The sequence below is a fragment of the Streptomyces sp. NPDC048590 genome, from assembly GCF_043199535.1.
Classification (GTDB): Bacteria; Actinomycetota; Actinomycetes; order Streptomycetales; family Streptomycetaceae; genus Streptomyces.
On record NZ_JBICWC010000004.1, the window covers coordinates 647,642 to 668,624 of the forward strand.

Sequence of the window (20,983 nt, forward strand, 5' to 3'; positions counted from 1 at the left end):
ATGCATACGTATCCGACGCAGGCCGTGATCCTGGCGGGTGGTCAGGGCTCGCGGCTGCGCCCGTACACCGATGACCGCCCCAAGCCGATGGTCGAGATCCCGGGAACCGGGACGCCGATCATCGGCCATCAGCTGTCGTGGCTGGCCGCCGAGGGCGTCACGGACGCCGTGATCTCGTGCGGCCATCTCGCGGACGTGCTGCGGGACTGGCTGGATTCCGTCGATCTTCCGTTGCGTGTCACGACCGTCGTCGAGACCGAGCCCTTGGGCCGGGGCGGCGGTCTTCGTCATGCGGCGGCGCGGCTGCCCGACCCGTCGGAGCCCTGGTACGCGACCAACGGTGACATCTGGACCCGGTTCTCGCTGCGGGAGATGGCGGCCTTCCACGCCGAGCGGGACGCGACGGCGACGCTGGCGCTGGCCCGTCCGCGTATCCCGTGGGGTGCGGTCGAGACGGATGCCTTCGGGCACATCACCGACTTCATCGAGTCGCCCCCGTCCCCCTACCTGATCAACGCCGGCGTGTACGTCTTCGCGCCCGCGTTCACCGGGATGCTGCCGGAGCGCGGGGACCACGAGCGGACGACCTTCCCCCGGCTGGCCCGAGAGCGCCGGCTGGCCGGGTTCCCGCTGCCGCACGGGGCGTACTGGCGGGCCATCGACACCGCGAAGGACCTCACGGAGGCGGCGAAGGAGCTGGGCGGCCACACGGGCCGCTGACGGCCCCCGTGCCCGCGGCACACGTGGATGGCGTCCCCGGCCCACCTACTGTGGGGAACGACGCTCGCATTCGCACGGCATGCGCGAGGGCGGCCACCCGGTGCATGGTGGCCGCCCTCGCGGTGTGTGGTGGTGCCGTCAGCCGAGCAGGCCGCCGATGGGGTTCTGGCCCGCGCCGCCGCCGGAGGAGGAACCGCCGTCGGAGCCGCCGGTCGAACCGCCGTCGTCCGCACCGCCGGTGGAGCCGCCGGAGGCCGCCGAACCGGACGAGCTGGGGCCCGCGTCACCCGTCGGGGGCTCCTGCGGGGCGGGCTCCTGCGGAGGCGCCTGGCCGGTGCCCTGCGTCTGGCTCGGGGTGCCCGCTTCCGCACCCGCCGTCGGACCGGAGTCACGCGAGGACTCGCCGCCCGGCGTCGACTCCTCGGCCGACGGGGTGCCAGGGGCGCTGGAGGGGGCCGCCTCGGGCGTACGGCCCTCCGGCGTCGACGACGGCTTGCGCTTCTCGCCCTTGGACTCGCCCGGCAGCGGCGACCCCGGCAGCTGGTTCGTCGGGTAGCTGTCGGGCCCGGGAACCGTCACGACCTCGGTGGAACGGACCGCCCCGCCGAGCATGGAACCGACCAGCAGGGTCAGACCGACCACGACGGTCGCGACCGCGCTGCCCCGGCGCAGTACCCGGCGCCGCAGGTCCCAGATCTCGGAACGCGGGCCGAGCGTCCGCCAGGCCTCGCCGGCGAGACGCCCGTCGAGGGAGTAGACGGGGGCGCCGGCGATGACGAGCGGGCTCCAGGCGGCCAGCAGGATGATGTCGGGCGTGTCGTAGGCGGCGGCGGTACGCCAGCTGACCGTCACCAGGAGCGCGGCGGAGAGCAGCGCGCCGAAGGCGGCCGCGACCCGCTGCCAGAGTCCGAGGACGGTGAGGACGCCGACGACGACCTGGAGGAAGGCGACACAGAGGCCCGAGGCGACCGGGTGGCCGAGGGCGAAGTCGCGCAGCGGCTCGGCGGCGGCCCAGGGGTGCAGCGAGGTCAGCCACTTGACCATGGAGCCGCGGTCGCCGCCGTCGAAGTAGGCGGGGTCGCAGAGCTTGCCCATGCCCGCGTAGATGGAGAGGAAGCCGAGGATCACCCGGAGCGGCAGCAGGACGACGCCGAGGTTCATCCGGCGGCCGGGGTAGTAGGCGTGCCGTACGGAGTCGCCGGCGTGCCGGCGTTCACCGGCGGACCCACCGTCCTGGTCCTCGCCCTCGTGGCCCTGACCGTCGGTGAGGCCGTACGCGTCGTGGGACGGCGTCTCGAGGGAGTCGTAGGCGCCGACGGCCTGCCGCATGGGCGGCAGCAGCGGCCCGCCGTTGCCTCCTCCGGTCCGGTGCGGGGCGACGAGCACGGGGTTGGGCTGGGTCTCGTCGAGGCGCGGGATGACCTGGGTGCCTCCGCCCGCGTCGTCGTAGCCCGCGCCGAAGTCCCCGCCGGGGCGGGAGTCGAGGTGGCCGGCGGTGGAGTTCCGTACGGCCTGCAGGAGCCCGGTCGCGCCGGGGTCGCCCGGCTCGGACCTGCCGCTCCAGACGACAGGAGCTCGCCGGCGTCCGCCGGCGCCGCCCATGGCGGGGATCCTGACCGGTCCGGCAGAGCCCACGGGGCGCAGACGGGTGCGCTGACCCGGGGCGAGCTGCACCCGGAAGCTGGCGTGGCTGACGATGACCTGCGCGGGGTCGCTGTCCACCTTCGTCATGCTCAAGGGGGGTTGATCGTCGAACCGAGGCGTTCTGGTGTCCACACTCATCTAACCGAGTGATGTGTGATTAGGACACTGCCTTGACGCGCCCGAAGTGTCCGAGACCCGTCAACGGTCCCCGGACCGGCTTCCGTGCCCCGCCCGGGCCGCTCGTGGGGGGCCCGGGTGGAGTCGGGCCGCCGGTCGGGAGGGGCCGGTACGGGCGCCTGACGTGGCCCGTCCGGCCCGGCGGCGGCGTCGGACGGACGGACGGCGCGCGGAGCCGGGGGCAGAGGCGCCCGGGCCCGGGACCCGGGGTCCTGGTCCCGGGCGTCCCGGCGGCTGTCAGGCCCGGCGGCGGGCTACCTCGTAGAGGACGATGCCGGCGGCGACGCCGGCGTTCAGCGATTCCGCGCCACCCGGCATGGAGATCCGGACCCGGTAGTCGCAGGTCTCGCCGACGAGGCGGCCCAGGCCCTTGCCCTCGCTGCCGATGACGATGACGACGGGGCCAGCGAGCTCCTCGAGGTCCTCGACGGTGTGCTCACCGTCGGCGGCGAGACCGACGACGGTCAGGCCGGCCTTCTGGTAACCCTCCAGGGCCCGGGTCAGGTTGGTGACTCGGGAGACGGGCGTGCGCGCGGCGGTGCCCGCCGAGGACTTCCAGGCGCCGGCGGTCATGCCTGCCGCCCTGCGCTCGGGGACGACCACGCCGTGACCGCCGAAGGCGGAGACGGAACGGACGATCGCGCCGAGGTTCCGGGGGTCGGTGACCCCGTCGAGGGCGACGATCAGCGGGTCCTCGCCGTTGTCGTAGGCGGCGGCGGTGAGGTCCTCGGGGTGCGCGTACTCGTACGGCGGGACCTGGAGGACGAGGCCCTGGTGGTTCAGGCCGTTCGTCATCCGGTCCAGCTCGGGGCGGGGGGCCTCCATCAGGTTGATGTTGCCGCGCTCGCCCGCGAGCTTGAGCGCGTCACGGACCCGCTCGTCGTTGTCGATGTACTGCTGCACGTAGAGCGTCGTCGCGGGCACGCCGTCACGCAGTGCCTCGAAGACCGGGTTACGGCCGACGACCATCTCCGACGTGCCCTTGACGCCACCACGGCGGGGGGCGGGACGGCGGGCCGCGGCCTGCTTGGCCTGGGCGTTCGCCACCCTGTTCTTCTTGTGTCCCTTGCGGGCGGAGGCGGGCGGCGTCGGTCCCTTGCCTTCGAGACCACGGCGTCGGTTACCGCCGCTGCCGACCTGCATGCCCTTCTTGTTGGACGTGCGGCGGTTCCTGCGCTGGCTGTTCCCGGCCATGACCTACCTGTTTCGTTGCTTCAGAAAAACGTCGTCAAGTGAAAGTGTGCCGCCCGGACGGCCGGGCGGCACATTTGCGCTGCTCACGCATGGTGCGCGGTCCGCTCAGCGCGGTCCGAGGGACCACCGCGGCCCGCTGGGGCTGTCCTCGATGACCAGACCGGACTGGTTGAGCTGGTCGCGGATGGCGTCGGCGGCGGGCCAGTCCTTGCGCTCGCGTGCCGACTGGCGCTGGTCGAGCACGAGCCGTACGAGGGTGTCGACGACGCCGTGCAGATCGTCGCCGCGGTCGCTCTCGCCCGCCCAGTGCGGGTCGAGCGGGTCGAGGCCGAGGACGCCGAGCATCGCGCGCACCTCCGCGAGGCGGGCGACGGCGGCTTCCTTGTCGTCCGCGGCGAGGGCGGAATTGCCCTGCCTGACCGTGGTGTGGACGATCGCCAGCGCCTGCGGGACGCCCAGGTCGTCGTCCATCGCCTCGGCGAAGGCGAGCGGAACCTCGGCGGCGGGCTCCACCGGACCGCCCGCCTTCTCGACCACGCGCTGGACGAAGCCCTCGATCCGCGCGAACGCCGACTCGGCCTCGCGCAGGGCCTCCTCGCTGTACTCGATCATGGACCGGTAGTGCGGGGTGCCGAGGTAGTACCTCAGGACGATCGGACGCCACCGCTGGACCATGTCGGCGACCAGCACGGAGTTCCCGAGGGACTTCGACATCTTCTCGCCGGCCAGGGTGACCCAGCCGTTGTGCACCCAGTACTTCGCGAACTCGTCGCCGAAGGCCTTGGCCTGGGCGATCTCGTTCTCGTGGTGGGGGAAGATCAGGTCGATGCCGCCGCCGTGGATGTCGAAGGCGCTGCCGAGGTACTTGTGGGCCATCGCGGAGCACTCCAGGTGCCAGCCCGGCCGGCCACGGCCCCACGGGGTCTCCCAGCTGGGCTCACCGGGCTTGGCGGACTTCCACATGGCGAAGTCGCGCTTGTCCCGCTTGCCGGTCTCGCCGTCCCCGGAGGGCTGGCGGAGATCGTCCAGCTCCTGGTTGGACAGCTCGAGGTATCCCTCGTACGAGCGGACGTCGAAGTAGACGTTGCCGTCGGCCTCGTAGGCGTGACCGCGCTCGATCAGCCCGCGCATCATCTCGACCATCTCGGTGATGTGCCCGGTGGCACGCGGCTCGTACGTGGGCGGGAGGCAGCCCAGGGCGTCGTAGCCGGCGTTGAACGCGCGCTCGTTCTCGTAGCCGATGGACCACCAGGGGCGGCCCTGTTCGGCGGACTTGTTGATGATCTTGTCGTCGATGTCCGTGACGTTCCGGATGAACGTGACGTCGTAGCCGCGGTATTCGAACCAGCGGCGCATGATGTCGAAGCTCAGGCCGGACCTGATGTGCCCGATGTGCGGGGCTGCCTGCACCGTCGCGCCACAGAGGTAGATCGAGACACAGCCCGCGGTGAGCGGGACGAAGTCACGGATCTGCCGGGCGTTGGTGTCATGCAGGCGAATAGTCACCCCTCAAGGGTAGTGGGCCCGCACCAGTGCCCGGCGCCCCCTGTGGAAAACGTGTCACAACTGATCGGTGACGGCGTCGGCGCGCCGGCCTCCGGCGGTCCCCAGGGCGAGGACGGCGCCGGTCAGCGGGACCGCGGCGAGCACCGTCCACATGACCCCGTCCGGGGCGCCCAGAAGCGTGCCGGTCGCGGCGCTCCCCACGAGGACCGCGAGGCCGGAGACCGAGGAGAGGGCTCCGGTGGCGAGCCCGAGCCGGCGGTCGTCCACGAGGTCGGGGACGAGCCCGCGGACGGCCGGGACCAGCAGCATCTGGCCGAGCGTGAGCAGGACGACGAACACGGCGGCCGGGAGCAGCCCGGCGGGGCCGCCCGGCGCCAGGGGCACGGCGGCGAAGCCGGCGGCCACCAGCCCGAGACCGGCGGCCAGGGCCGTACGGGGCGCTACGCGACGCGCCGACCAGCGGGTCAGCGGCAGTTGCGCGACGACGACGAGCAGCGAGGAGAGCGCGAAGAGCCCGCCGAGCGCCGCCTGGGAGCCGGTCGCCCGCTCCACCTCCTCGGGCAGCGCGAGGTAGAGCTGGTTGTAGGAGACGAGATAGGTGCTGTGGACGAGACAGAGCAGGAGGAACGGCTTGTTCACGAGCACGTCCCGGACGCTCGCCGCGCCCGCCCCGGCCGTCCGTTCCCTGCGGGGCCGACGGGGCATGAGGCGGGCGTGCCCCGCAAGCACCGCGACGAAGACCACCGCGCCGGCGAGGCACGCGGTCCGGAACCCGCCCCCCAGGAGCAGCAGCAGGCTTCCCAGCAGCGGCCCGAGAAACGCCCCGGCCTGCCCGGCCGCGGAGAACACCGCCAGCACCTGGGCGCGGGGCGTGCCGGTCTCCTTCTCGTACGTGACGGCGCTCCTGGCGGTCTCGGACTCGACGGCGGGTGAGAAGAGCGCGGCGGCGAAGCCGATGAGGAGGACGGCCCCGATCACCCCGGCGGTGGAGGAGGCCAGAGCGAGCCAGCAGAAGCCGGCGATTCGCAGGGCGCAGCCGGTGAGGACCACCGGGCGGGGTCCGTGGCGGTCGGTCAGTGCGCCGCCGATGACGAAGAGGCCCTGCTGGCTGAAGGTGCGCAGGCCGAGGACGAGTCCGACGAGCCAGCCCGCCATGCCGAGCCCGTCGCCGAGATGGGCCGCGAGATAGGGCAGGACGGCGTAGAAGCCTGTGTTGAAGGCGAACTGGGTGGCGGTCAGGAGCCGGATGTAGGGCTTCAGCCGCGCGCCGGTGACGGGCCGGACCTCCGGCCGCACCGTCACCGGCGCCTCCCGCCGCGTACGGCCGCCGCGGTGAGCACCGCGAGCACGCCGAGGGCGGCGAGAGCGGCGGCGGGCGCGAGGACCGCCCAGGGGGCGCGTTCCGCGTAGGGCATGTTCTCCGACAGCATGCGGCCCCACTCCGGGTCGGGGGCGGGGGTGCCCAGGCCGAGGAAGCCGAGCGAGGCGAGTGCCAGGGCGATGGCGGGCACCCTCAGGACGGCGTGGCGTACCACCGGCGGCACGACGCCGGGCAGGACGTGGCGGCGCAGGCGGTGCCAGGGCCCGGCGCCGAGGGCGCGGGCCACGTCGACGTGCGGGGCGGCGCGTTCCTGGGCGTGGAGCGCGGAGGTGTGGGCGGCGAGCGGGGCCCAGGCGACGACGGCGACGGCCGCCGCCGCGCCCCAGGGGCCGGGTCCGGCGATGCCCGCGACGACGAGCCCGGAGAGGACGGCGGGCAGCGCGTTGGCCGTCTCGGTGAGGGCTCCGGCGCGGAGGAACCCCGCGAGCAGCCCCAGCACCAGGGTGACCGCGCTGACCGCGACCGCCGTGAGCACGGTGGTGACCGCCCCGCGGCCGAGGCGGGCGAGGATGTCGCGGCCCAGGGAGTCGGTGCCCAGCGGGTGGGCGGGCGAGGGTGCGGCGAGGCGTGCCGCGGTGTCCGCGTGCAGGGGGTCGCGCAGGAGCCCGGCAGCGATCACGGCGAGCAGGAGCGCCGCCAGGACCGCCGCGCCGACGACCACCGCGCGACGGGCGGGGAGGTGCGGCGCGACGAGCGGGGGCAGTGCGCCGTCGGCACGGGCCGGGCCGAGCAGGGCCCGGGAGCTCAGCCGCGCGGCGAGTCCGGCGGCGACGCCGAGGAGCAGCAGGAGCAGTACGCATGCCTGGAGTACGGGCAGGTCCTGCGCCAGGGCGGCGGAGAGGGCGGTGCCCCCGAGGCCGGGTATCGCGTAGAGCGTCTCGACCGCGACCGCGCCGCCGGTGAGTCCGACGACGGCGAGGCCGATCTGGGGCAGCAGCGCGGGCAGGGTGCGGCGCAGGGCGTGGGCGGCGATCCGCAGGGGGCGCATCCCGTGGGCCGTGGCGGCCCGGGCCCAGGGTTCGGCGAACGCCGCGGGCAGGGCGTCGTCCAGCAGCCGTCCGAGGAGGGCCCCGGCGGGGATCCCCATCGCGACCGCGGGCAGCACGGTCTCCGCGGGGCCGCCCCAGCCGAGTGCGGGGAACCAGCCCAGCTGTACGGCGAGCACCGTGACCAGGACGGCGGCGACGAGGAACTCGGGCAGTGCGGCGAGCGCGGCGGCGCCGACGCCGGCCCGGGTGGTGGTGAGCCGGCGCCGGGCGCCCCTGCGGAGCGTGCCTGCCGCCAGGGCGAGCGCCAGGAGGCCGGCGACGAGGAGCGACGCCCCCATGAGGGTGAGGGAGACACCGAGTGCTGACGTCACGTCGGGGCGGACGGGCTGCCCGGACACCCAGGACTCCCCCAGGTCGCCGTGGAGCAGTCCGGACGCCCAGCCGCCGAGGACGTGCAGCGGGCCGCCGTCGAGCCCCGTCTCGGTCCGGATCGCGTCGAGCACGTCCGGCGTGGGCGGGCGGTCGGCGTAGCGGGCGTGAAGGATGGTCAGCGCGGGATCGGTCCGGGTCAGCCAGGGCAGCAGGCCGATCACCGCGACGACGGCCAGCAGGGCGCCGAGCCTGCCCGCCAGGTACTTCACGTGGTCACCCGACGCGGGTGTCGGCGGTGATGAGGGCGCGCTCCATCGGGTCGAGGGCGACACCTTCCACGCGGGCCTCGTCGTAGCCCTGGACGAAGCGCTCGTGGACGAGGGGCACCAGTGCGTCGGTGCCGAGGACCGCGGTCTCGGCGGTCATCTCCGCGCGGTGCCGGGCGTCGAGGTCCTTCTGCGCGGAGGCGTCGGCGACGGCGGCGTCGACCTTCTTGTCGCAGAGCTGGGAGATGTTGGAGCTGCCGTCGCAGGTGAAGTCGGAGGCGAGGTAGGAGGCCGGGTCGGCGGTGTCGAGGAGGGTGTTGCGTGCCTGGATGAAGGCGTCGTACTTCCCCGCGAGCGCGTCGGCCTCCATCTGCGCGTAGTCACGGACGACCTGCTTGACGGTGAAGCCCTTCTTCTCCAGCTGCTGCTGGACGAGCGTCGCGACCTCGGGAAGTTCGGGCCGGTTGGTGTAGGTGGCGAGGACGATCTCCTTCGTCCGGGACACCTCCGCCCGGCTCGCGGCCGGGGTCCGGCCGGTGGGGTCCTTCCGCAGGCCGGCGGCCCAGGGGATGCCGGGGCCGAAGAGTCCCTGCGCGGTGTCGGCACGGCCCTCGTACACGCCGTCGACCAGGGCCTTGGAATCGATCGCCTCGCGGGCCGCGGCGCGCATGGCCGGGTCGGCGAAGACACCGCGCGTGGTGTTGAGCGAGAGGCCGTTGGTCCGGGCGGACGGGAACTCGTGGACGAACTCGTCGCCGAGGAGCGAGGCCTGTGCGATCGGTACGTACTCGGCGACGTCGACGGCCTTGGTGCGCAGGGCGTTGGCGCGGGCGGTGCCGTCGGCGGCGAAGGTGACGTCGACGCCGGGGGACTTGGCCTTGGCTCCCCAGTAGTCCGCGTTCCGCTCGAGGGTGGCGGAGACCGCGCCCTTGACGCGGGTCAGGGTGAACGGGCCGGTGGCGTGGCCCGCGGGGTTCACCTTGCCGTTCTCGTACGCCCCGGCGGACAGGATCGTGAGCGAGGGGTTGGCGAGCCGCTGCGGCAGGAGCGGGTCCGCCTTCCCGGTGACGACGCGTACGGTGCTTCCGCTGGTGGCGGTGGCCCGGAGCGTGGTGCCCGAGAGCGCACGGGGCAGCGGGGACGCCTTGGTGGCGGCGGTCAGGGAACGGACCACCGATCCGGCGTCGACCTTCGCGCCGTCCTGGAAGACCACGCCGTCGCGGAGGGTGAAGTCCCAGGTGGTGGGGTTGCTCTGCTTCCAGGACGTGGCGAGGGCCGGCTTCGCGGCGCCGTTCTCGTCCAGGCCGGTGAGCCCCTCGACGACGGAGAGCCGGCTGAGGGTGACCGCGTCGTCCCCGTACGGGGACATGGCCTGGGCCGGCGGGAACGCCATGACGACCTTGAGCCGCTGCGCGTCGCCGGACGCCTCTGAACCGCCCGACGTCGAGCAGGCGGCGAGCGGGAGAAGAAGGGACGCGGCGAGGATGGGCAGCCGGGAGCGGCGGCTTCGAGGCGTGGGCATGACGGAGACCTTACGTGAAAACGATTATCACCTGACGGGCGGCCCCGGGCGATCCCCCGGGGTTGGCATCGGCAGTTCGAAGTGGATGATGCCCTGGCCGCCTCCCGGCAGCTCCCGCTCGTCGCAGACCTCGTGCGCGAGGGACCGCCAGAACGGCTCGGCGCCCGGTACGGACGGGTCGGTGTGCAGGTAGAGCGAGGTGTAGCCGCCCGCTCGCGCGGCGAAGTCGCCGAGCTCCCGCACCAGCCTGCGGGCCAGGCCGTGCCGGCGGTGGTCGGGGCGTACGTAGATCCGGCAGAGCTGCGCGGTCGAGACGGACGGGAAGCGGTCGGCGACCCAGCGGGGATTGGGCGGCGCCTGCGGCCCCCGGTCCCGCACGGCACCCGTCGCGACGACCTCGCCGCCCCGGACGACGACCATCAGGGTGCAGCGCTCGGGGCGCAGATAGGCGCCCTCGAGGTCGATGATGTCGCCGTGCCAGCGGGGCACGTAGCCCGATCGCAGATCGTGGTAGACGGTGTCCAGCATCACGGCCCTGGCGCCACCGACGTCATGGGCCTCGGCGATCCGCAGGACGTATCCGTCCGCATCGGCGGCGGACACCGCCACCCCGGCGGTCGCGCTCACCACTGAAGCTCACCCTCACCCTCGACCCGTACGGCACTTCCCTTGCGGAAACAGCGTACGTGCGAATGGTGTGCAACAAGAGGGCGGGCCCGCGCGACCTCCGCCGGCGGGCCCTCCGCGTCAGACGCCGGTGCGGTAGACCAGCGCGGTCGCGATCCCCGCGATGCCCTCGCCCCTGCCGGTGAAGCCGAGCCCGTCCGAGGTGGCGGCGGAGAGTGACACCGGGGCTCCCACCGCCGCCGACAGCACCTTCTGCGCCTCGTCGCGCCGCTTGCCGATCTTCGGGCGGAGGCCGACGACCTGCACGGCCACGTTGCCGATCCCGAAGCCCTCGGAGCGCACGATCCGCGCGGCCTCGGTCAGCAGGGTGACGCCCGAGGCGCCGGACCACTCGGGACGGCCGGTGCCGAAGTGCTGCCCCAGGTCACCGAGTCCGGCGGCCGAGAACAGCGCGTTGCAGGCGGCGTGCGCCACGACGTCGGCGTCGGAGTGCCCGGCCAGACCGGGGCCCTCGCCCTCCCACAGCAGACCGGCGCACCAGAGCTCGCGCCCCTCCTCGAACGCGTGGATGTCGGTCCCGATGCCGACGAGCGGGATCAGCGGCGCCGCCTGCCCCCGCGCCTCCCCGGTCGTTTCGCTCACTGCCTCAGAATCCATCGTTCGCCCTCCGTCGTGCGAGTACGGCCTCCGCCAGGACCAGGTCCAGGGGGCGGGTCACCTTGAACGCTTCCTCGTGACCGGGCACGACGACCACCGGCGAACCCAGCCGCTCGACCATGCCCGCGTCGTCGGTGGCGCCCTCACCGTCGACGGCGACGCCCGCATGGGCCCGCACGAGCGTGTCCCGGTCGAAGCCCTGCGGCGTCTGCACGGCCCTCAGCCGCGCCCGCACCGGGGTCGAGAGCACCGGCTCCGGCTTGCCCGGGTCCCCCGGCTCGACCTCCTTGACCGTGTCGGCGAGGGGCAGCGCCGGCACCACGGCGGGAGCCCCGTCGCGCACCGCCTCGACGACGGCGTCCACGGTGTCGACCGGGACGAGGGGCCGCGCCGCGTCGTGCACCAGCACGACGGAGACATCACCCGGGAGGGCCTCCACGCCGAGCCTCACCGACTCCTGGCGTGTCGCACCACCGGGCACGACGACGTAGTCGGTGCGCTCGGGCAGCGCGTGACCGTCGATGAGGTTCCTCACCTCGGCGGCGCCCTCCGGGGGTGCGACCACGACGACGAGGGAGACGGCACGGGACGCGGCCATGGCCCGTACGGCGTGGATCAGCATGGGGGTACCTCCGAGCGCGCGCAGCGCCTTGGGGGCACCCGGGCCGAGCCGGACGCCGCGGCCCGCTGCGGGGATCACCGCCGCGGTACGCGAGGGGCTCGGTGCGGGCGGCGGTGACATCGATGACATCGGTAGCACTCCGAAGCTTCGGCAGGTTTGTTTCCGGGGCGTACGTGGGTATGGCCTGGGCGTGCCCCCGGCCATAGGTTGGGGGAGGACCGGGCGCGACGCCTCGACCTGGCCGGGACCCCTTCCGTGAACCCCGGCCGGACGAGTTGCGGCGAACCCGGGGCAGATGACCGCCGGAGAGTGCACGGACGCGCGCGTGCCACCGCTCCGGCGGACTCGTTCGGGACACGCTGACCAGTCGGGACACGCCGGTCCTTTTCGGATGCGAACATGTCATATTGGACCCGAACATGCCGCAGCGCCCGACGACTCTCCGTAGGAACGGATGGTCAGCGGGCACCGCGGCATGTTGTCGTGCGACCGGATTCAGTTCGCCGGCGTCATCCGGTCGACCGGTGTCGTCCGGTTCAGGACGCGAGAACCTCGTCGAGCAGGGCCTCGGCCTTGTCCTCGTTGGTGTTCTCGGCAAGAGCGAGCTCGCTCACCAGGATCTGGCGGGCCTTGGCGAGCATGCGCTTCTCACCTGCGGAGAGTCCGCGCTCACGCTCACGACGCCACAGGTCACGCACCACTTCCGCGACCTTGATGACATCGCCCGAGGCAAGCTTCTCGAGATTCGCCTTGTAGCGTCGGGACCAGTTCGTCGGCTCTTCGGCGTACGGCGCGCGAAGCACCTCGAAGACCCGGTCCAGCCCTTCCTGCCCGACTACGTCACGCACACCGACGAACTCCGCATTGTCCGCCGGCACACGAACCGTCAAGTCGCCCTGGGCGACCTTGAGCACCAAGTAGGTCTTGTCCACGCCTTTGATCTGGCGAGTTTCGATAGCCTCGATCAGCGCGGCCCCGTGATGGGGATAGACCACGGTGTCGCCAACCTTGAACGTCATGTGACAGGTACCCCTTCCGTGGCTATCCAGAGTAACACGAGAACTGCTTCTCCTGAATGGCGTTTTCGCAGGTCAGGGCATATCTCGGGGCTTGACAACTGAGACACGAACGTGCTGCGACAGCCTTCCGGAAGGCGATATTCGCAGGTCGGAGCATGGGTGCGGCAGGGCTGAAACGTGTGCGTCACACATGCCGGAAGCCCTCCAGAAGAGGTCGAAAGTCCCGTTTTGTCGGTTTCCGGACGGTGAACTTTCCGTACTCCGTTCGGATCTGGATCACTCGTTCGGCTCTTAGCCTCGCGGTCAATGAAATTGATCAACGGCCCGGGTCCACCGGATTGGGCGGCCGGATTATGCGCGGGAAATGCGCCACCGGTGGGAAATCGATCATCCGTCGTTCAAGGCACCGCCGACCCGCGTTTTTGTGTACGCCGCCCGAATCCCCCGCGGTCCGGATCACGAGGGCGGGGCGCGGAGGCCGGACCGCGCCGGAGGGGCGGGTCGGGTGCGGACCCGGGAGCGCGGCTCGGTAACCTGAGGCCGCTGACACACACTTAGGGCGGCTTTACGGCCGCTCGGGCCTTCCTGTCCGCAGAGTCCGAAGTCCGCAGTCCGAACGTTCAAGGAGTTGCCGCCGCCGTGAGCCGCAGCCTTCGACACGGCGCCTTCGCCGCCACTGCCATCGTGTTCTCGATCGCCGCCCTCTCCGCATGCGGCGCGGGCAACGACGCACAGACCCTTCAGGTCAGGCCGGACAACGCGGCCACCACTGTCGACTCCATCAAGATCCAGAACCTGAACATCATCACCCAGCCCGAGGCCGACGCCGAGGGGCCGGCGGTGGTCGCCGCCACCCTGTTCAACGACGGCGCGAAGCGCGAGATCGTCGAGAAGATCTCGCTGCCGGGCACCGGTGCGACCGTGGAACTGAAGCCCGCCAAGGGCTCGGGTCCGCTCGTGGTCCCGGCCGGCGGACGCCTCGTCATCGGCGGGAAGAACAACGCCTCGGCCGTGATCGAGAACGGCCGTGAGGCGGGGAAGAACGGCGACGTGCAGACGGTCGCGTTCACCTTCAGCGAGACGGGTGACATCGCGCTCGGCGCGTCCGTCGTCCCGGCGACCAGCTTCTTCGAGAAGTTCGGCCCGAGTGCCGTGCCGTCGCCGAAGCCCACCCCCTCGGACGACGCGTCCGAGACCCCCGGTGAGGAGTCCCAGGCGCCCGGCGAGGAGTCCGGCAGCCCCTCGGCCACGCCGACCGACTCGGCCTCCCCGTCCGACGACGCCGCCGCGGGAGACACCGCCGACGCCGGTCACTGATCCGCGGGCGGTACCTGACGTCACACGCGTGGGGGGTGTCTCCGGATCCGGAGACACCCCCCACGCGCCGTTCCGGCCCCGGTTTACGGCTCGAACTTGTAGCCCAGACCGCGCACCGTCACCAGATAGCGCGGTGCTCCGGGGTCGGGCTCGATCTTGGCCCGGAGCCGCTTGACGTGGACGTCCAGGGTCTTGGTGTCGCCGACGTAGTCCGCGCCCCACACCCGGTCGATCAGCTGCATGCGCGTCAGCACCCGGCCCGCGTTGCGCAGCAGCATCTCCAGCAGGTCGAACTCCTTCAGCGGGAGATCGACCTTGCCCCCGGACACGGTGACGACGTGCCGGTCCACGTCCATCCGCACCGGCCCGGCCTCCAGAGCCGCCGGAGTGACCTCCTCCGGCTCCCCCCGGCGGCGCAGCACCGCGCGGATGCGGGCCACCAGCTCCCGCGAGGAGAACGGCTTGGTCACGTAGTCGTCGGCTCCTATTTCCAGGCCGACGACCTTGTCGATCTCGCTGTCCTTGGCGGTGACCATGATCACCGGGACGTTGGACCGGACACGCAGCTGCCGGCAGACCTCCGTGCCGGGAAGACCCGGGAGCATCAGGTCGAGCAGCACGAGGTCGGCGCCGTTGCGCTCGAACTCGTCGAGGCCGTCCGGGCCGGTGGCCGCGATGGCCACCTCGAAACCTTCCTTGCGCAGCATGTAGGACAGGGCGTCGCTGAAGGATTCCTCATCCTCGACGACAAGCACTCGGGTCACGGAAGAGCCTCCGGGGCGGGAATTGAGTCAAAAGAGTCGGTCTCGTACGGCCCGTCGTCGTCGACAGCTCCGTCGACGACGAGGGACCGGCCGGTGTTACGCCTCCGTGCGACACCCGATTCGGGCAACCGCAGGGTGAAGGTCGAGCCCTGTCCCTCAGAGCTCCATACGGTGACCTCCCCGCCGTGCGAGGCGGCCACATGCTTGACGATGGCGAGGCCGAGACCGGTGCCACCGGTGGCCCGCGAGCGGGCCGGGTCGACGCGGTAGAACCGCTCGAAGACGCGCTCGCGGTCCTTCTCGGAGATGCCGAGGCCCTGGTCGGTCACGGCTATCTCGATGAGGTCCCCACCCTGCGCGGCCACCTTCCGGGCGGCGATGCCGACCCTGGTGCGGGCGGGACTGTAGTTGACGGCGTTCTCCACGAGATTGCCGAGAGCGGCCGCGAGCTGGCTGCGGTTCCCCCAGACGCTGAGGTCCGAGGCGCCACCCGACGCCATGGTGATCTGCTTGGAACCGGCCTGCTGGCGGCACCGGTCGATGGCTTCCTCGACCAGCTGCTGCACCCGGACGGGCTCGGCGTCCTCCAGCGGGTCGTCGTTCTGCACCCGGGAGAGGTCGATGATCTCCTGCACGAGATTGGTGAGCCGGGTCGCCTCGATCTCCATACGGCCCGCGAACCGCTGCACCGCCTCCGGGTCGTCCGAAGCGTCCATGACAGCCTCGGAGAGCAGGGAGAGCGCGCCGACCGGCGTCTTGAGCTCATGGCTGACGTTGGCGACGAAGTCACGGCGTACCGCCTCTATGCGGCGGGCCTCGGTGAGGTCCTCCACCAGGAGCAGCACCAGCCGGGAGCCCAGCGGGGCGACCCGGGCGGACACCGCGAGCGCCTCGCCGCGGCCCGTGCCCCGGCGCGGCAGGTCGAGCTCCACCTGCCTTATCTCACCGTCGCGCCGGGTGTCCCTGGCCATGTGCAGCATCGGCTCGACCGCCAGACGACCGCCCCTGACGAGGCCCAGCGCGTAGGCGGCCGAGCTGGCCTTGACCACGCTGTCGCTCTCGTCGAGCACGACGGCGGACGAGCTGAGCACGGAGAGGACCGTGTCGACCCCCGGGGGGAGCACCGCGTTGCCGTCGGGCCGCAGGGACGTACGCGTGGGGCGCTTCTGCTCGCGTTCGCTCCAGCGGAACGCCAGCATGGCGATCACACCGGTGCAGAGACCGGCGATCGCGGCAGCTGCGGCGACCGCCGCGTTCACGTCCATGTCTCAAGGTTATGCGGGCGCGCCGACGGTCTCACAGCCATCCGGGTGCAATCTCGAACACTCGTCGCCCAGAGTTCACCAAGGGGAAAGTGACGGTTCACTTAGGCGGACGGAACCCGACGCGTTGGGGCCGCACCGTGGCAGCGTGGGGGTCGGTACCGGACCCCGGCCTCAGTAAGGATCTGGAGAGGGACTTCCATGCGCGACGCTTATCACGAGGAACTCGACTCGATCGGCGAAGGCCTGGTCGAGATGGCCCGGCTGGTCGGGTCGGCGATCGGACGGGCCACGACCTCCATGCTGGACGCCGATCTCAAGCTCGCCGAGAGCGTGATCGCCGCGGACCAGAAGGTGGACGACCTGCAGCACGATCTGGAGGCCCGCGCCATCGCGCTGCTGGCCCGCCAGCAGCCGGTGGCCACCGATCTGCGGATCGTGGTCACCTCCCTGCGGATGAGCGCCGATCTCGAGCGCTCGGGCGACCTCGCCCAGCACGTCGCCAAGCTCGCGCGGCTGCGTTTCCCCGAGTCGGCGGTGCCGAACGACCTGCACGCCACCATCCTGGAGATGGGACAGCTCGCCCAGCGGCTCATGGCCAAGGCGGCCGAGGTGATCATCACCAAGGACGTCGACCTGGCGCTCCAGCTGGAGCAGGACGACGACGAGATGGACCTCCTGCACCGCACGCTCTTCCAGCACCTGATGGACGACCGCTGGAAGCACGGCATCGAGACCGCTGTCGACGTCACTCTGCTGGGCCGCTACTACGAGCGGTTCGCCGACCACGCCGTCTCGGTCGCCAAGCGCGTCGTCTACCTGGTCACGGGTGAGCACGCGGACGAGATCCAGGCGGCGACCCCGGTGGAGGGGGCGTAGCAGCCGGCCTGTCGAGGGGCGGGGCCCTGGAGGGTGCCGTCCACCCGGCGGAGGGGGCGTGGGGGCGTGGGGGCGCGGGCTTCGCGACCCCCGTACGTCCGTTCCCGCACTCGTGCGCCGTTGATGCGCCCTCGGCCGTGGGCATGCAATGGGTGCGGGGGCGGGCAGGCCGCACGTCCCCGCCGTCGGCATGCGCGCGTGACGCCCGTGCCGTACGCCGTCGAGTCGTACGCCCCTGAGGAGGGACCATGGCCGATTCCCCCGTGACCGAACCCCGGCAGGAGACCCCGACCGAGTTGGTGCGTCTGCCCGTACTGGGGGCCTGCGGCTGCGGCTCGGGCTGCGGGTGCGGATGCCAGTCGGGCGCGCCCTGCCAGTGCGGCGGCTGAACAGGGCCTGTCCTGCGCGCGGGGCCCGTACGGCGGACACGCCTCCGCCGTACGGGCACCGGCTTCGCGTTCCTCAGGCCGCGGGCCCGGTCTCCGTCCGGTCGACAGGCGCCTGCGCGACAGCCGGAACCACCGGCACCACCGGCACCGGCTCGTCCGCCGGCCGCGACTGCGGATCGTGCGCCTGAGCGTCCGCCCGGGCCGGCCCCTCCGGCCCGTCGATGTTCCGCATCAGCAGCCAGTAGCCGAACGCGGTCACCGTGCCCAGTACCGCGCAGGTGCCCCAGAGCCAGGTGGCGCCGTAGTGGTCGATCACGAAGCCCGACATCAGCGGGGCGATCAGCGCCGCCACCGACCAGGACATCGTGTACATCCCCTGGTAGCGACCCCGACCGTGGGCGGGTGACAGCTGTACGACGATGCCCGTCTGCGTCGGCGCGTTGACGATCTCCGCGAGGGTCCAGACGCACACCGTCAGCGCGTACACCCCGACCGACCCGGCGAAGGCCGTCAGTCCGAAGCCGTAGCCCGCCACCAGCGAGGAGAGGATCAGCAGCCTCCGCGGGTCACGGTGCTGGATGAAGCGGGTGACGGGGATCTGCAGGACGACGATCAGCACACCGTTGACGGCGATGGCTGTCCCGAAGTCGGAGCTGGACAGTCCGTCCGTGCCCATGGCCACCGGCAGACCGACGTACCCCTGCTGGAAGATCAGCGCGACCAGGAACGACAGCCCGACGACCCCCATGTACCGCCCGTCCCGCAGCACGGTGCTCAGCCGCACGTCGTCGGGGGCGTCGGCCCCCGAGGCCAGGGGCGCGGCCTCGGGCCGTGACTCCGGCACCTTGAGGAAGACCACGACGGCACAGAGCAGGGTGAGCGCCGCCTCGCCCATGAAGCCGGCCAGGTAGCTGTACTCCGCGACGAAGCCCGCCCCGGCCGACGAGACGGCGAACCCCAGGTTGATGGCCCAGTAGTTGAGCGAGAACGCCCGCACCCTGTCCTCGGGGCGGACGATGTCGGCCATCATCGCCTGCACCGCCGGACGGGACGCGTTGCTCGCCATCCCCACGACGAAGGCCACGCCCGCGATCGCCACGGGATGGACCATGAAGCCGAGCACGGCCACGGAAACCGCCGTGGAGATCTGCGCGATGAGCATCGTCGGGCGTCGCCCGAGCCGGTCGGTCATCACCCCGGCCCCGAGCGACGACACGACTCCGCCGAGCCCGTGGAGCGAGGCGACGAGACCGGCGTACGAGGCCGAGTAGCCGCGGTCCAGGGTCAGGTAGAGCGCCATGAAGGTGGCGACGAACGCCCCGAGGCGGTTGACCAGCGTGCTCGTCCACAGCCACCAGAACTCCCTGGGGAGACCTGCGACGGTCTGGTGTGCCGCCTTCCGGAGACCGGCTACAGGCATGGGGCTTCCTAGGAATGTGTGCGAATGGGGTGCCGCTCCGGCCTGTAAGTGCCTTGGTGGCGCTATGAACCTTACGTAACCGCCGACGCGGAGCGCCACTCGATTGATGCCGTCCGTCCACAGCCTGTTCGACGTCTCGCCTTCCGTCCGCCCTGTGGCCGAGCGCGCGGCGGGCGCACGGGTTCGATTACGCTCGGAGCCATGGCCGACGCACCGTACAAGCTGATCCTCCTCCGCCACGGCGAGAGCGAGTGGAACGCGAAGAACCTGTTCACCGGATGGGTGGACGTAGACCTCACCGACAAGGGCGAGAAGGAGGCGGTCCGCGGCGGTGAGCTGCTCAAGGACGCCGGCCTGCTCCCCGACGTCGTGCACACCTCCCTGCAGAAGCGCGCGATCCGCACCGCCCAGCTCGGGCTGGAGGCGGCCGACCGCCACTGGATCCCGGTGCACCGCTCGTGGCGCCTGAACGAGCGCCACTACGGCGCCCTCCAGGGCAAGGACAAGGCCCAGACCCTGGCCGAGTTCGGCGAGGAGCAGTTCATGCTCTGGCGCCGCTCCTACGACACCCCGCCGCCCGTCCTCGAGGACGGCACCGAGTTCTCGCAGAGCGCCGACCCGCGCTACGCGTCGATCCCGCCGGAGCTGCGCCCGCGCACGGAGTGCCTCAAGGACGTCGTCACCCGCATGCTGCCGTACTGGTACGACGGCATCGTCCCGGACCTCCTCGACGGCAAGACCGTCCTGGTCGCCGCCCACGGCAACAGCCTCCGCGGCCTGGTGAAGCACCTGGACGGCATCTCCGACGACGCCATCTCGGGCCTGAACATCCCGACCGGCATCCCGCTCGCCTACGAGCTCGACGCCGACTTCCGCCCTCTCAAGCCGGGCGGCACCTACCTCGACCCGGACGCGGCGAAGGCCGCCATCGAGGCAGTGAAGAACCAGGGCAAGAAGAAGTAGCCTTCGCGATCACGCCCCCGACCTGCGCTTAGGGCGCGGGTCGGGGGCATTTTCATGGCCTGGGCCCCCTGTGGAACCTCATCGGCGCGAATCCTCCGGCGGCCGGAGCCTCCGGTGCGGTGCGCTGTGTAAATCTCGCGGCGTGAGCTGCACCCCCCGGCCCGGACCAACTCCGTCGATTCCTCCCCAACCCCCCTTAGCCGAGGGCAGGATGGCGGCATGGCACCTACTGATCTCGTCCGCCTGCAGTTGCCGCGCGAGTGCCATGAGGCTCTTGCTCAGTCACGATCGGAGCGCATCGACGGTCAGACGATCCGCATAGCTGCCGACTGGTGGAACACCGAGATCGCCGCCGCAGGCCTGCCCGGGGGGCCCGTGGCCGGACCAGGTGTCGAGCAGCTGAGCCGCGGTGACCTGTTCGCGGACGCCGCCGGTCTCGCGGAGGGCTCCGAGGCGGCGCTGCTGCGATTCCTCTGGCGAGTGCTCGCCTGGGGCAGCGGCATGAAGCTCCGCCTCGATCTCAAGCGCATCGGCGCTGTGGCGGACGCCCGGTCGTCATCCGTGGCAGCGCTGCGCCGGGCCCTGGAGGCGGCTGCCCGGCAGGATCCGGAGGAGGCCTACGAGGCTCTGCGCCCCTCGGGGCACAACGTGATCAGCTACCTGGGCCCGGCGTTCTCGACCAAGCTGCTGTATTTCGCGGGAGGGGGCGCTCCGGGCCACCCGTGCGTGATCCTGGACTCCCGGGTGGCCGCGACTCTGAGGAACACCTGCGGGTGGAGTTCGCTCGGTGACAACGGGTGGCCGACTGCCACGTACGTCCGCTACTGCGCGCTTCTGCAGCGCTGGGCCTCCGAGGAGAGCGCTCGGCACGGGCGCACCATCGGAAGCGACGAGATCGAGCGCTGGCTGTTCAGTCCCTGACGCCTCCTACCGGGTGGCCAAGCCGGGTGGTGCATCCCGTCGGACGGTGCGCGCGGAGTACCGCCCGGGCCGCGACGCGGATCTCCTCGTCCATCTCGACCTCGTGGGCCAGCACCCGGAGCAGCCGCGTGCGCCACAGGTCGGGATCCGACTCGTACCCGTCCAGAACTCGCGCTCCGTAGCTGTCGCCGTTCAACCGTCGGTGTACAGCGGCCCGCAGCGCGGCGTGAAGGTCGGGTACGACAGAGCCGGAAACGCCGGTGAGCCCGCACGCCGCACCGATGGCCAACGCGGTCGTCAACAGCTCCATGTCCGTCACTCGGGGACTCCTTCGATTGTGCTGGTTGTGCGACGACATGCGCATCACCATCG

General features: G+C 71.8%; 20 protein-coding genes. 6 read left to right on the forward strand and 14 right to left on the reverse strand.

Annotation, left to right across the window (positions count from 1 at the left end; all coding sequences use genetic code 11):
* Complete coding sequence (locus ACGFNN_RS15280) at window positions 1-720, forward strand: NDP-sugar synthase (protein ID WP_393556013.1); 720 nt, start codon at window positions 1-3, stop codon at window positions 718-720.
* 138 nt (window positions 721-858) lie between these two features.
* On the opposite strand, the gene ACGFNN_RS15285 is transcribed toward ACGFNN_RS15280, so the two are convergent.
* The 10 genes from ACGFNN_RS15285 to ACGFNN_RS15330 form a co-directional block, all read right to left on the reverse strand.
* A complete protein-coding gene (locus tag ACGFNN_RS15285; protein WP_393556015.1) occupies window positions 859-2,502 on the reverse strand; it encodes a DoxX family membrane protein in 1,644 nt (547 codons plus the stop codon).
* Between the two features lie 276 nt (window positions 2,503-2,778).
* Entirely contained in the window at window positions 2,779-3,735 is a 957-nt protein-coding gene (gene rlmB, locus ACGFNN_RS15290; protein WP_362669481.1) for a 23S rRNA (guanosine(2251)-2'-O)-methyltransferase RlmB, read from the reverse strand.
* A gap of 105 nt (window positions 3,736-3,840) precedes the next feature.
* Window positions 3,841-5,241, reverse strand: a complete 1,401-nt coding sequence (gene cysS, locus ACGFNN_RS15295) for a cysteine--tRNA ligase (RefSeq protein ID WP_393556017.1) — start codon at window positions 5,239-5,241, stop codon at window positions 3,841-3,843.
* A 54-nt stretch (window positions 5,242-5,295) separates the two neighbouring features.
* On the reverse strand, window positions 5,296-6,543 hold the full coding sequence (locus tag ACGFNN_RS15300; RefSeq protein WP_393556019.1) for an MFS transporter: 1,248 nt from the start codon (window positions 6,541-6,543) through the stop codon (window positions 5,296-5,298).
* Window positions 6,540-8,252: an ABC transporter permease subunit gene (locus tag ACGFNN_RS15305; protein ID WP_393556021.1), complete on the reverse strand. Its 1,713-nt coding sequence runs from the start codon at window positions 8,250-8,252 to the stop codon at window positions 6,540-6,542. The genes ACGFNN_RS15300 and ACGFNN_RS15305 overlap by 4 nt, the downstream gene beginning before the upstream one ends.
* A gap of 4 nt (window positions 8,253-8,256) precedes the next feature.
* Entirely contained in the window at window positions 8,257-9,771 is a 1,515-nt protein-coding gene (locus ACGFNN_RS15310) for an ABC transporter substrate-binding protein (protein WP_393556023.1), read from the reverse strand.
* Window positions 9,772-9,798: 27 nt separating this feature from the next.
* Window positions 9,799-10,401 (reverse strand): GNAT family N-acetyltransferase, encoded by a 603-nt coding sequence (locus ACGFNN_RS15315; RefSeq protein ID WP_393556025.1) that lies wholly within the window; start codon window positions 10,399-10,401, stop codon window positions 9,799-9,801.
* A 117-nt stretch (window positions 10,402-10,518) separates the two neighbouring features.
* Window positions 10,519-11,055, reverse strand: a complete 537-nt coding sequence (gene ispF / locus ACGFNN_RS15320; protein ID WP_393556027.1) for a 2-C-methyl-D-erythritol 2,4-cyclodiphosphate synthase — start codon at window positions 11,053-11,055, stop codon at window positions 10,519-10,521.
* Window positions 11,045-11,806, reverse strand: a complete 762-nt coding sequence (gene ispD / locus ACGFNN_RS15325; protein ID WP_365095827.1) for a 2-C-methyl-D-erythritol 4-phosphate cytidylyltransferase — start codon at window positions 11,804-11,806, stop codon at window positions 11,045-11,047. Before ispD ends, ispF begins: the two co-directional genes overlap by 11 nt.
* 407 nt (window positions 11,807-12,213) lie before the next feature.
* Window positions 12,214-12,696 carry a CarD family transcriptional regulator gene (locus ACGFNN_RS15330; RefSeq protein WP_006380568.1) on the reverse strand — a complete coding sequence of 161 codons (483 nt, stop codon included), beginning with the start codon at window positions 12,694-12,696 and terminating at the stop codon, window positions 12,214-12,216.
* 639 nt (window positions 12,697-13,335) lie between these two features.
* Here ACGFNN_RS15330 and ACGFNN_RS15335 point away from each other — a divergent pair.
* On the forward strand, window positions 13,336-14,013 hold the full coding sequence (locus ACGFNN_RS15335; protein ID WP_393556029.1) for a DUF461 domain-containing protein: 678 nt from the start codon (window positions 13,336-13,338) through the stop codon (window positions 14,011-14,013).
* Between the two features lie 83 nt (window positions 14,014-14,096).
* Here ACGFNN_RS15335 and ACGFNN_RS15340 read toward each other — a convergent pair whose 3' ends face one another.
* Together ACGFNN_RS15340 and ACGFNN_RS15345 are read right to left on the reverse strand one after the other, a co-directional pair.
* Entirely contained in the window at window positions 14,097-14,777 is a 681-nt protein-coding gene (locus ACGFNN_RS15340) for a response regulator transcription factor (RefSeq protein ID WP_014047499.1), read from the reverse strand.
* Window positions 14,774-16,042, reverse strand: coding sequence for a sensor histidine kinase (locus tag ACGFNN_RS15345; protein ID WP_393556031.1), 1,269 nt, complete (start codon window positions 16,040-16,042; stop codon window positions 14,774-14,776). The genes ACGFNN_RS15340 and ACGFNN_RS15345 overlap by 4 nt, the downstream gene beginning before the upstream one ends.
* 198 nt (window positions 16,043-16,240) lie before the next feature.
* Between ACGFNN_RS15345 and phoU the strand changes: the two genes are divergently transcribed.
* The gene (phoU, locus tag ACGFNN_RS15350; RefSeq protein WP_362668546.1) at window positions 16,241-16,918 is read left to right on the forward strand and encodes a phosphate signaling complex protein PhoU; all 678 of its coding nucleotides are present in this window, start codon (window positions 16,241-16,243) and stop codon (window positions 16,916-16,918) included.
* A gap of 248 nt (window positions 16,919-17,166) precedes the next feature.
* Entirely contained in the window at window positions 17,167-17,307 is a 141-nt protein-coding gene (locus ACGFNN_RS15355) for a hypothetical protein (protein ID WP_393556033.1), read from the forward strand.
* 73 nt (window positions 17,308-17,380) lie between these two features.
* Here the strand turns inward: ACGFNN_RS15355 and ACGFNN_RS15360 are convergent, their stop codons facing one another.
* Window positions 17,381-18,727: an MDR family MFS transporter gene (locus ACGFNN_RS15360; RefSeq protein ID WP_393556035.1), complete on the reverse strand. Its 1,347-nt coding sequence runs from the start codon at window positions 18,725-18,727 to the stop codon at window positions 17,381-17,383.
* A gap of 201 nt (window positions 18,728-18,928) precedes the next feature.
* On the opposite strand from ACGFNN_RS15360, the gene ACGFNN_RS15365 reads away from it, so the two are divergent.
* Complete coding sequence (locus ACGFNN_RS15365) at window positions 18,929-19,690, forward strand: phosphoglyceromutase (RefSeq protein WP_365520595.1); 762 nt, start codon at window positions 18,929-18,931, stop codon at window positions 19,688-19,690.
* Window positions 19,691-19,909: 219 nt separating this feature from the next.
* Entirely contained in the window at window positions 19,910-20,611 is a 702-nt protein-coding gene (locus ACGFNN_RS15370) for a hypothetical protein (protein WP_393556037.1), read from the forward strand.
* Here ACGFNN_RS15370 and ACGFNN_RS15375 read toward each other — a convergent pair.
* Window positions 20,601-20,930 carry a hypothetical protein gene (locus ACGFNN_RS15375; protein ID WP_393556039.1) on the reverse strand — a complete coding sequence of 110 codons (330 nt, stop codon included), beginning with the start codon at window positions 20,928-20,930 and terminating at the stop codon, window positions 20,601-20,603. The two genes, ACGFNN_RS15370 and ACGFNN_RS15375, sit on opposite strands and share 11 nt — an antisense overlap.
* Window positions 20,931-20,983: the final 53 nt, after the last annotated feature.

Bases quoted from the DNA above. Each gene is read 5' to 3' on its own strand.
- ACGFNN_RS15280 (WP_393556013.1), top strand. From the start codon at position 1: ATGCATACGTATCCGACGCAGGCCGTGATCCTGGCGGGTGGTCAGGGC.
- ACGFNN_RS15285 (WP_393556015.1), bottom strand. From the start codon at position 2,502: ATGAGTGTGGACACCAGAACGCCTCGGTTCGACGATCAACCCCCCTTG.
- rlmB (WP_362669481.1), bottom strand. From the start codon at position 3,735: ATGGCCGGGAACAGCCAGCGCAGGAACCGCCGCACGTCCAACAAGAAG.
- ACGFNN_RS15310 (WP_393556023.1), bottom strand. From the start codon at position 9,771: ATGCCCACGCCTCGAAGCCGCCGCTCCCGGCTGCCCATCCTCGCCGCG.
- ispF (WP_393556027.1), bottom strand. From the start codon at position 11,055: ATGGATTCTGAGGCAGTGAGCGAAACGACCGGGGAGGCGCGGGGGCAG.
- ispD (WP_365095827.1), bottom strand. From the start codon at position 11,806: ATGTCATCGATGTCACCGCCGCCCGCACCGAGCCCCTCGCGTACCGCG.
- ACGFNN_RS15330 (WP_006380568.1), bottom strand. From the start codon at position 12,696: ATGACGTTCAAGGTTGGCGACACCGTGGTCTATCCCCATCACGGGGCC.
- ACGFNN_RS15345 (WP_393556031.1), bottom strand. From the start codon at position 16,042: ATGGACGTGAACGCGGCGGTCGCCGCAGCTGCCGCGATCGCCGGTCTC.
- phoU (WP_362668546.1), top strand. From the start codon at position 16,241: ATGCGCGACGCTTATCACGAGGAACTCGACTCGATCGGCGAAGGCCTG.
- ACGFNN_RS15355 (WP_393556033.1), top strand. From the start codon at position 17,167: ATGGCCGATTCCCCCGTGACCGAACCCCGGCAGGAGACCCCGACCGAG.
- ACGFNN_RS15360 (WP_393556035.1), bottom strand. From the start codon at position 18,727: ATGCCTGTAGCCGGTCTCCGGAAGGCGGCACACCAGACCGTCGCAGGT.
- ACGFNN_RS15365 (WP_365520595.1), top strand. From the start codon at position 18,929: ATGGCCGACGCACCGTACAAGCTGATCCTCCTCCGCCACGGCGAGAGC.
- ACGFNN_RS15370 (WP_393556037.1), top strand. From the start codon at position 19,910: ATGGCACCTACTGATCTCGTCCGCCTGCAGTTGCCGCGCGAGTGCCAT.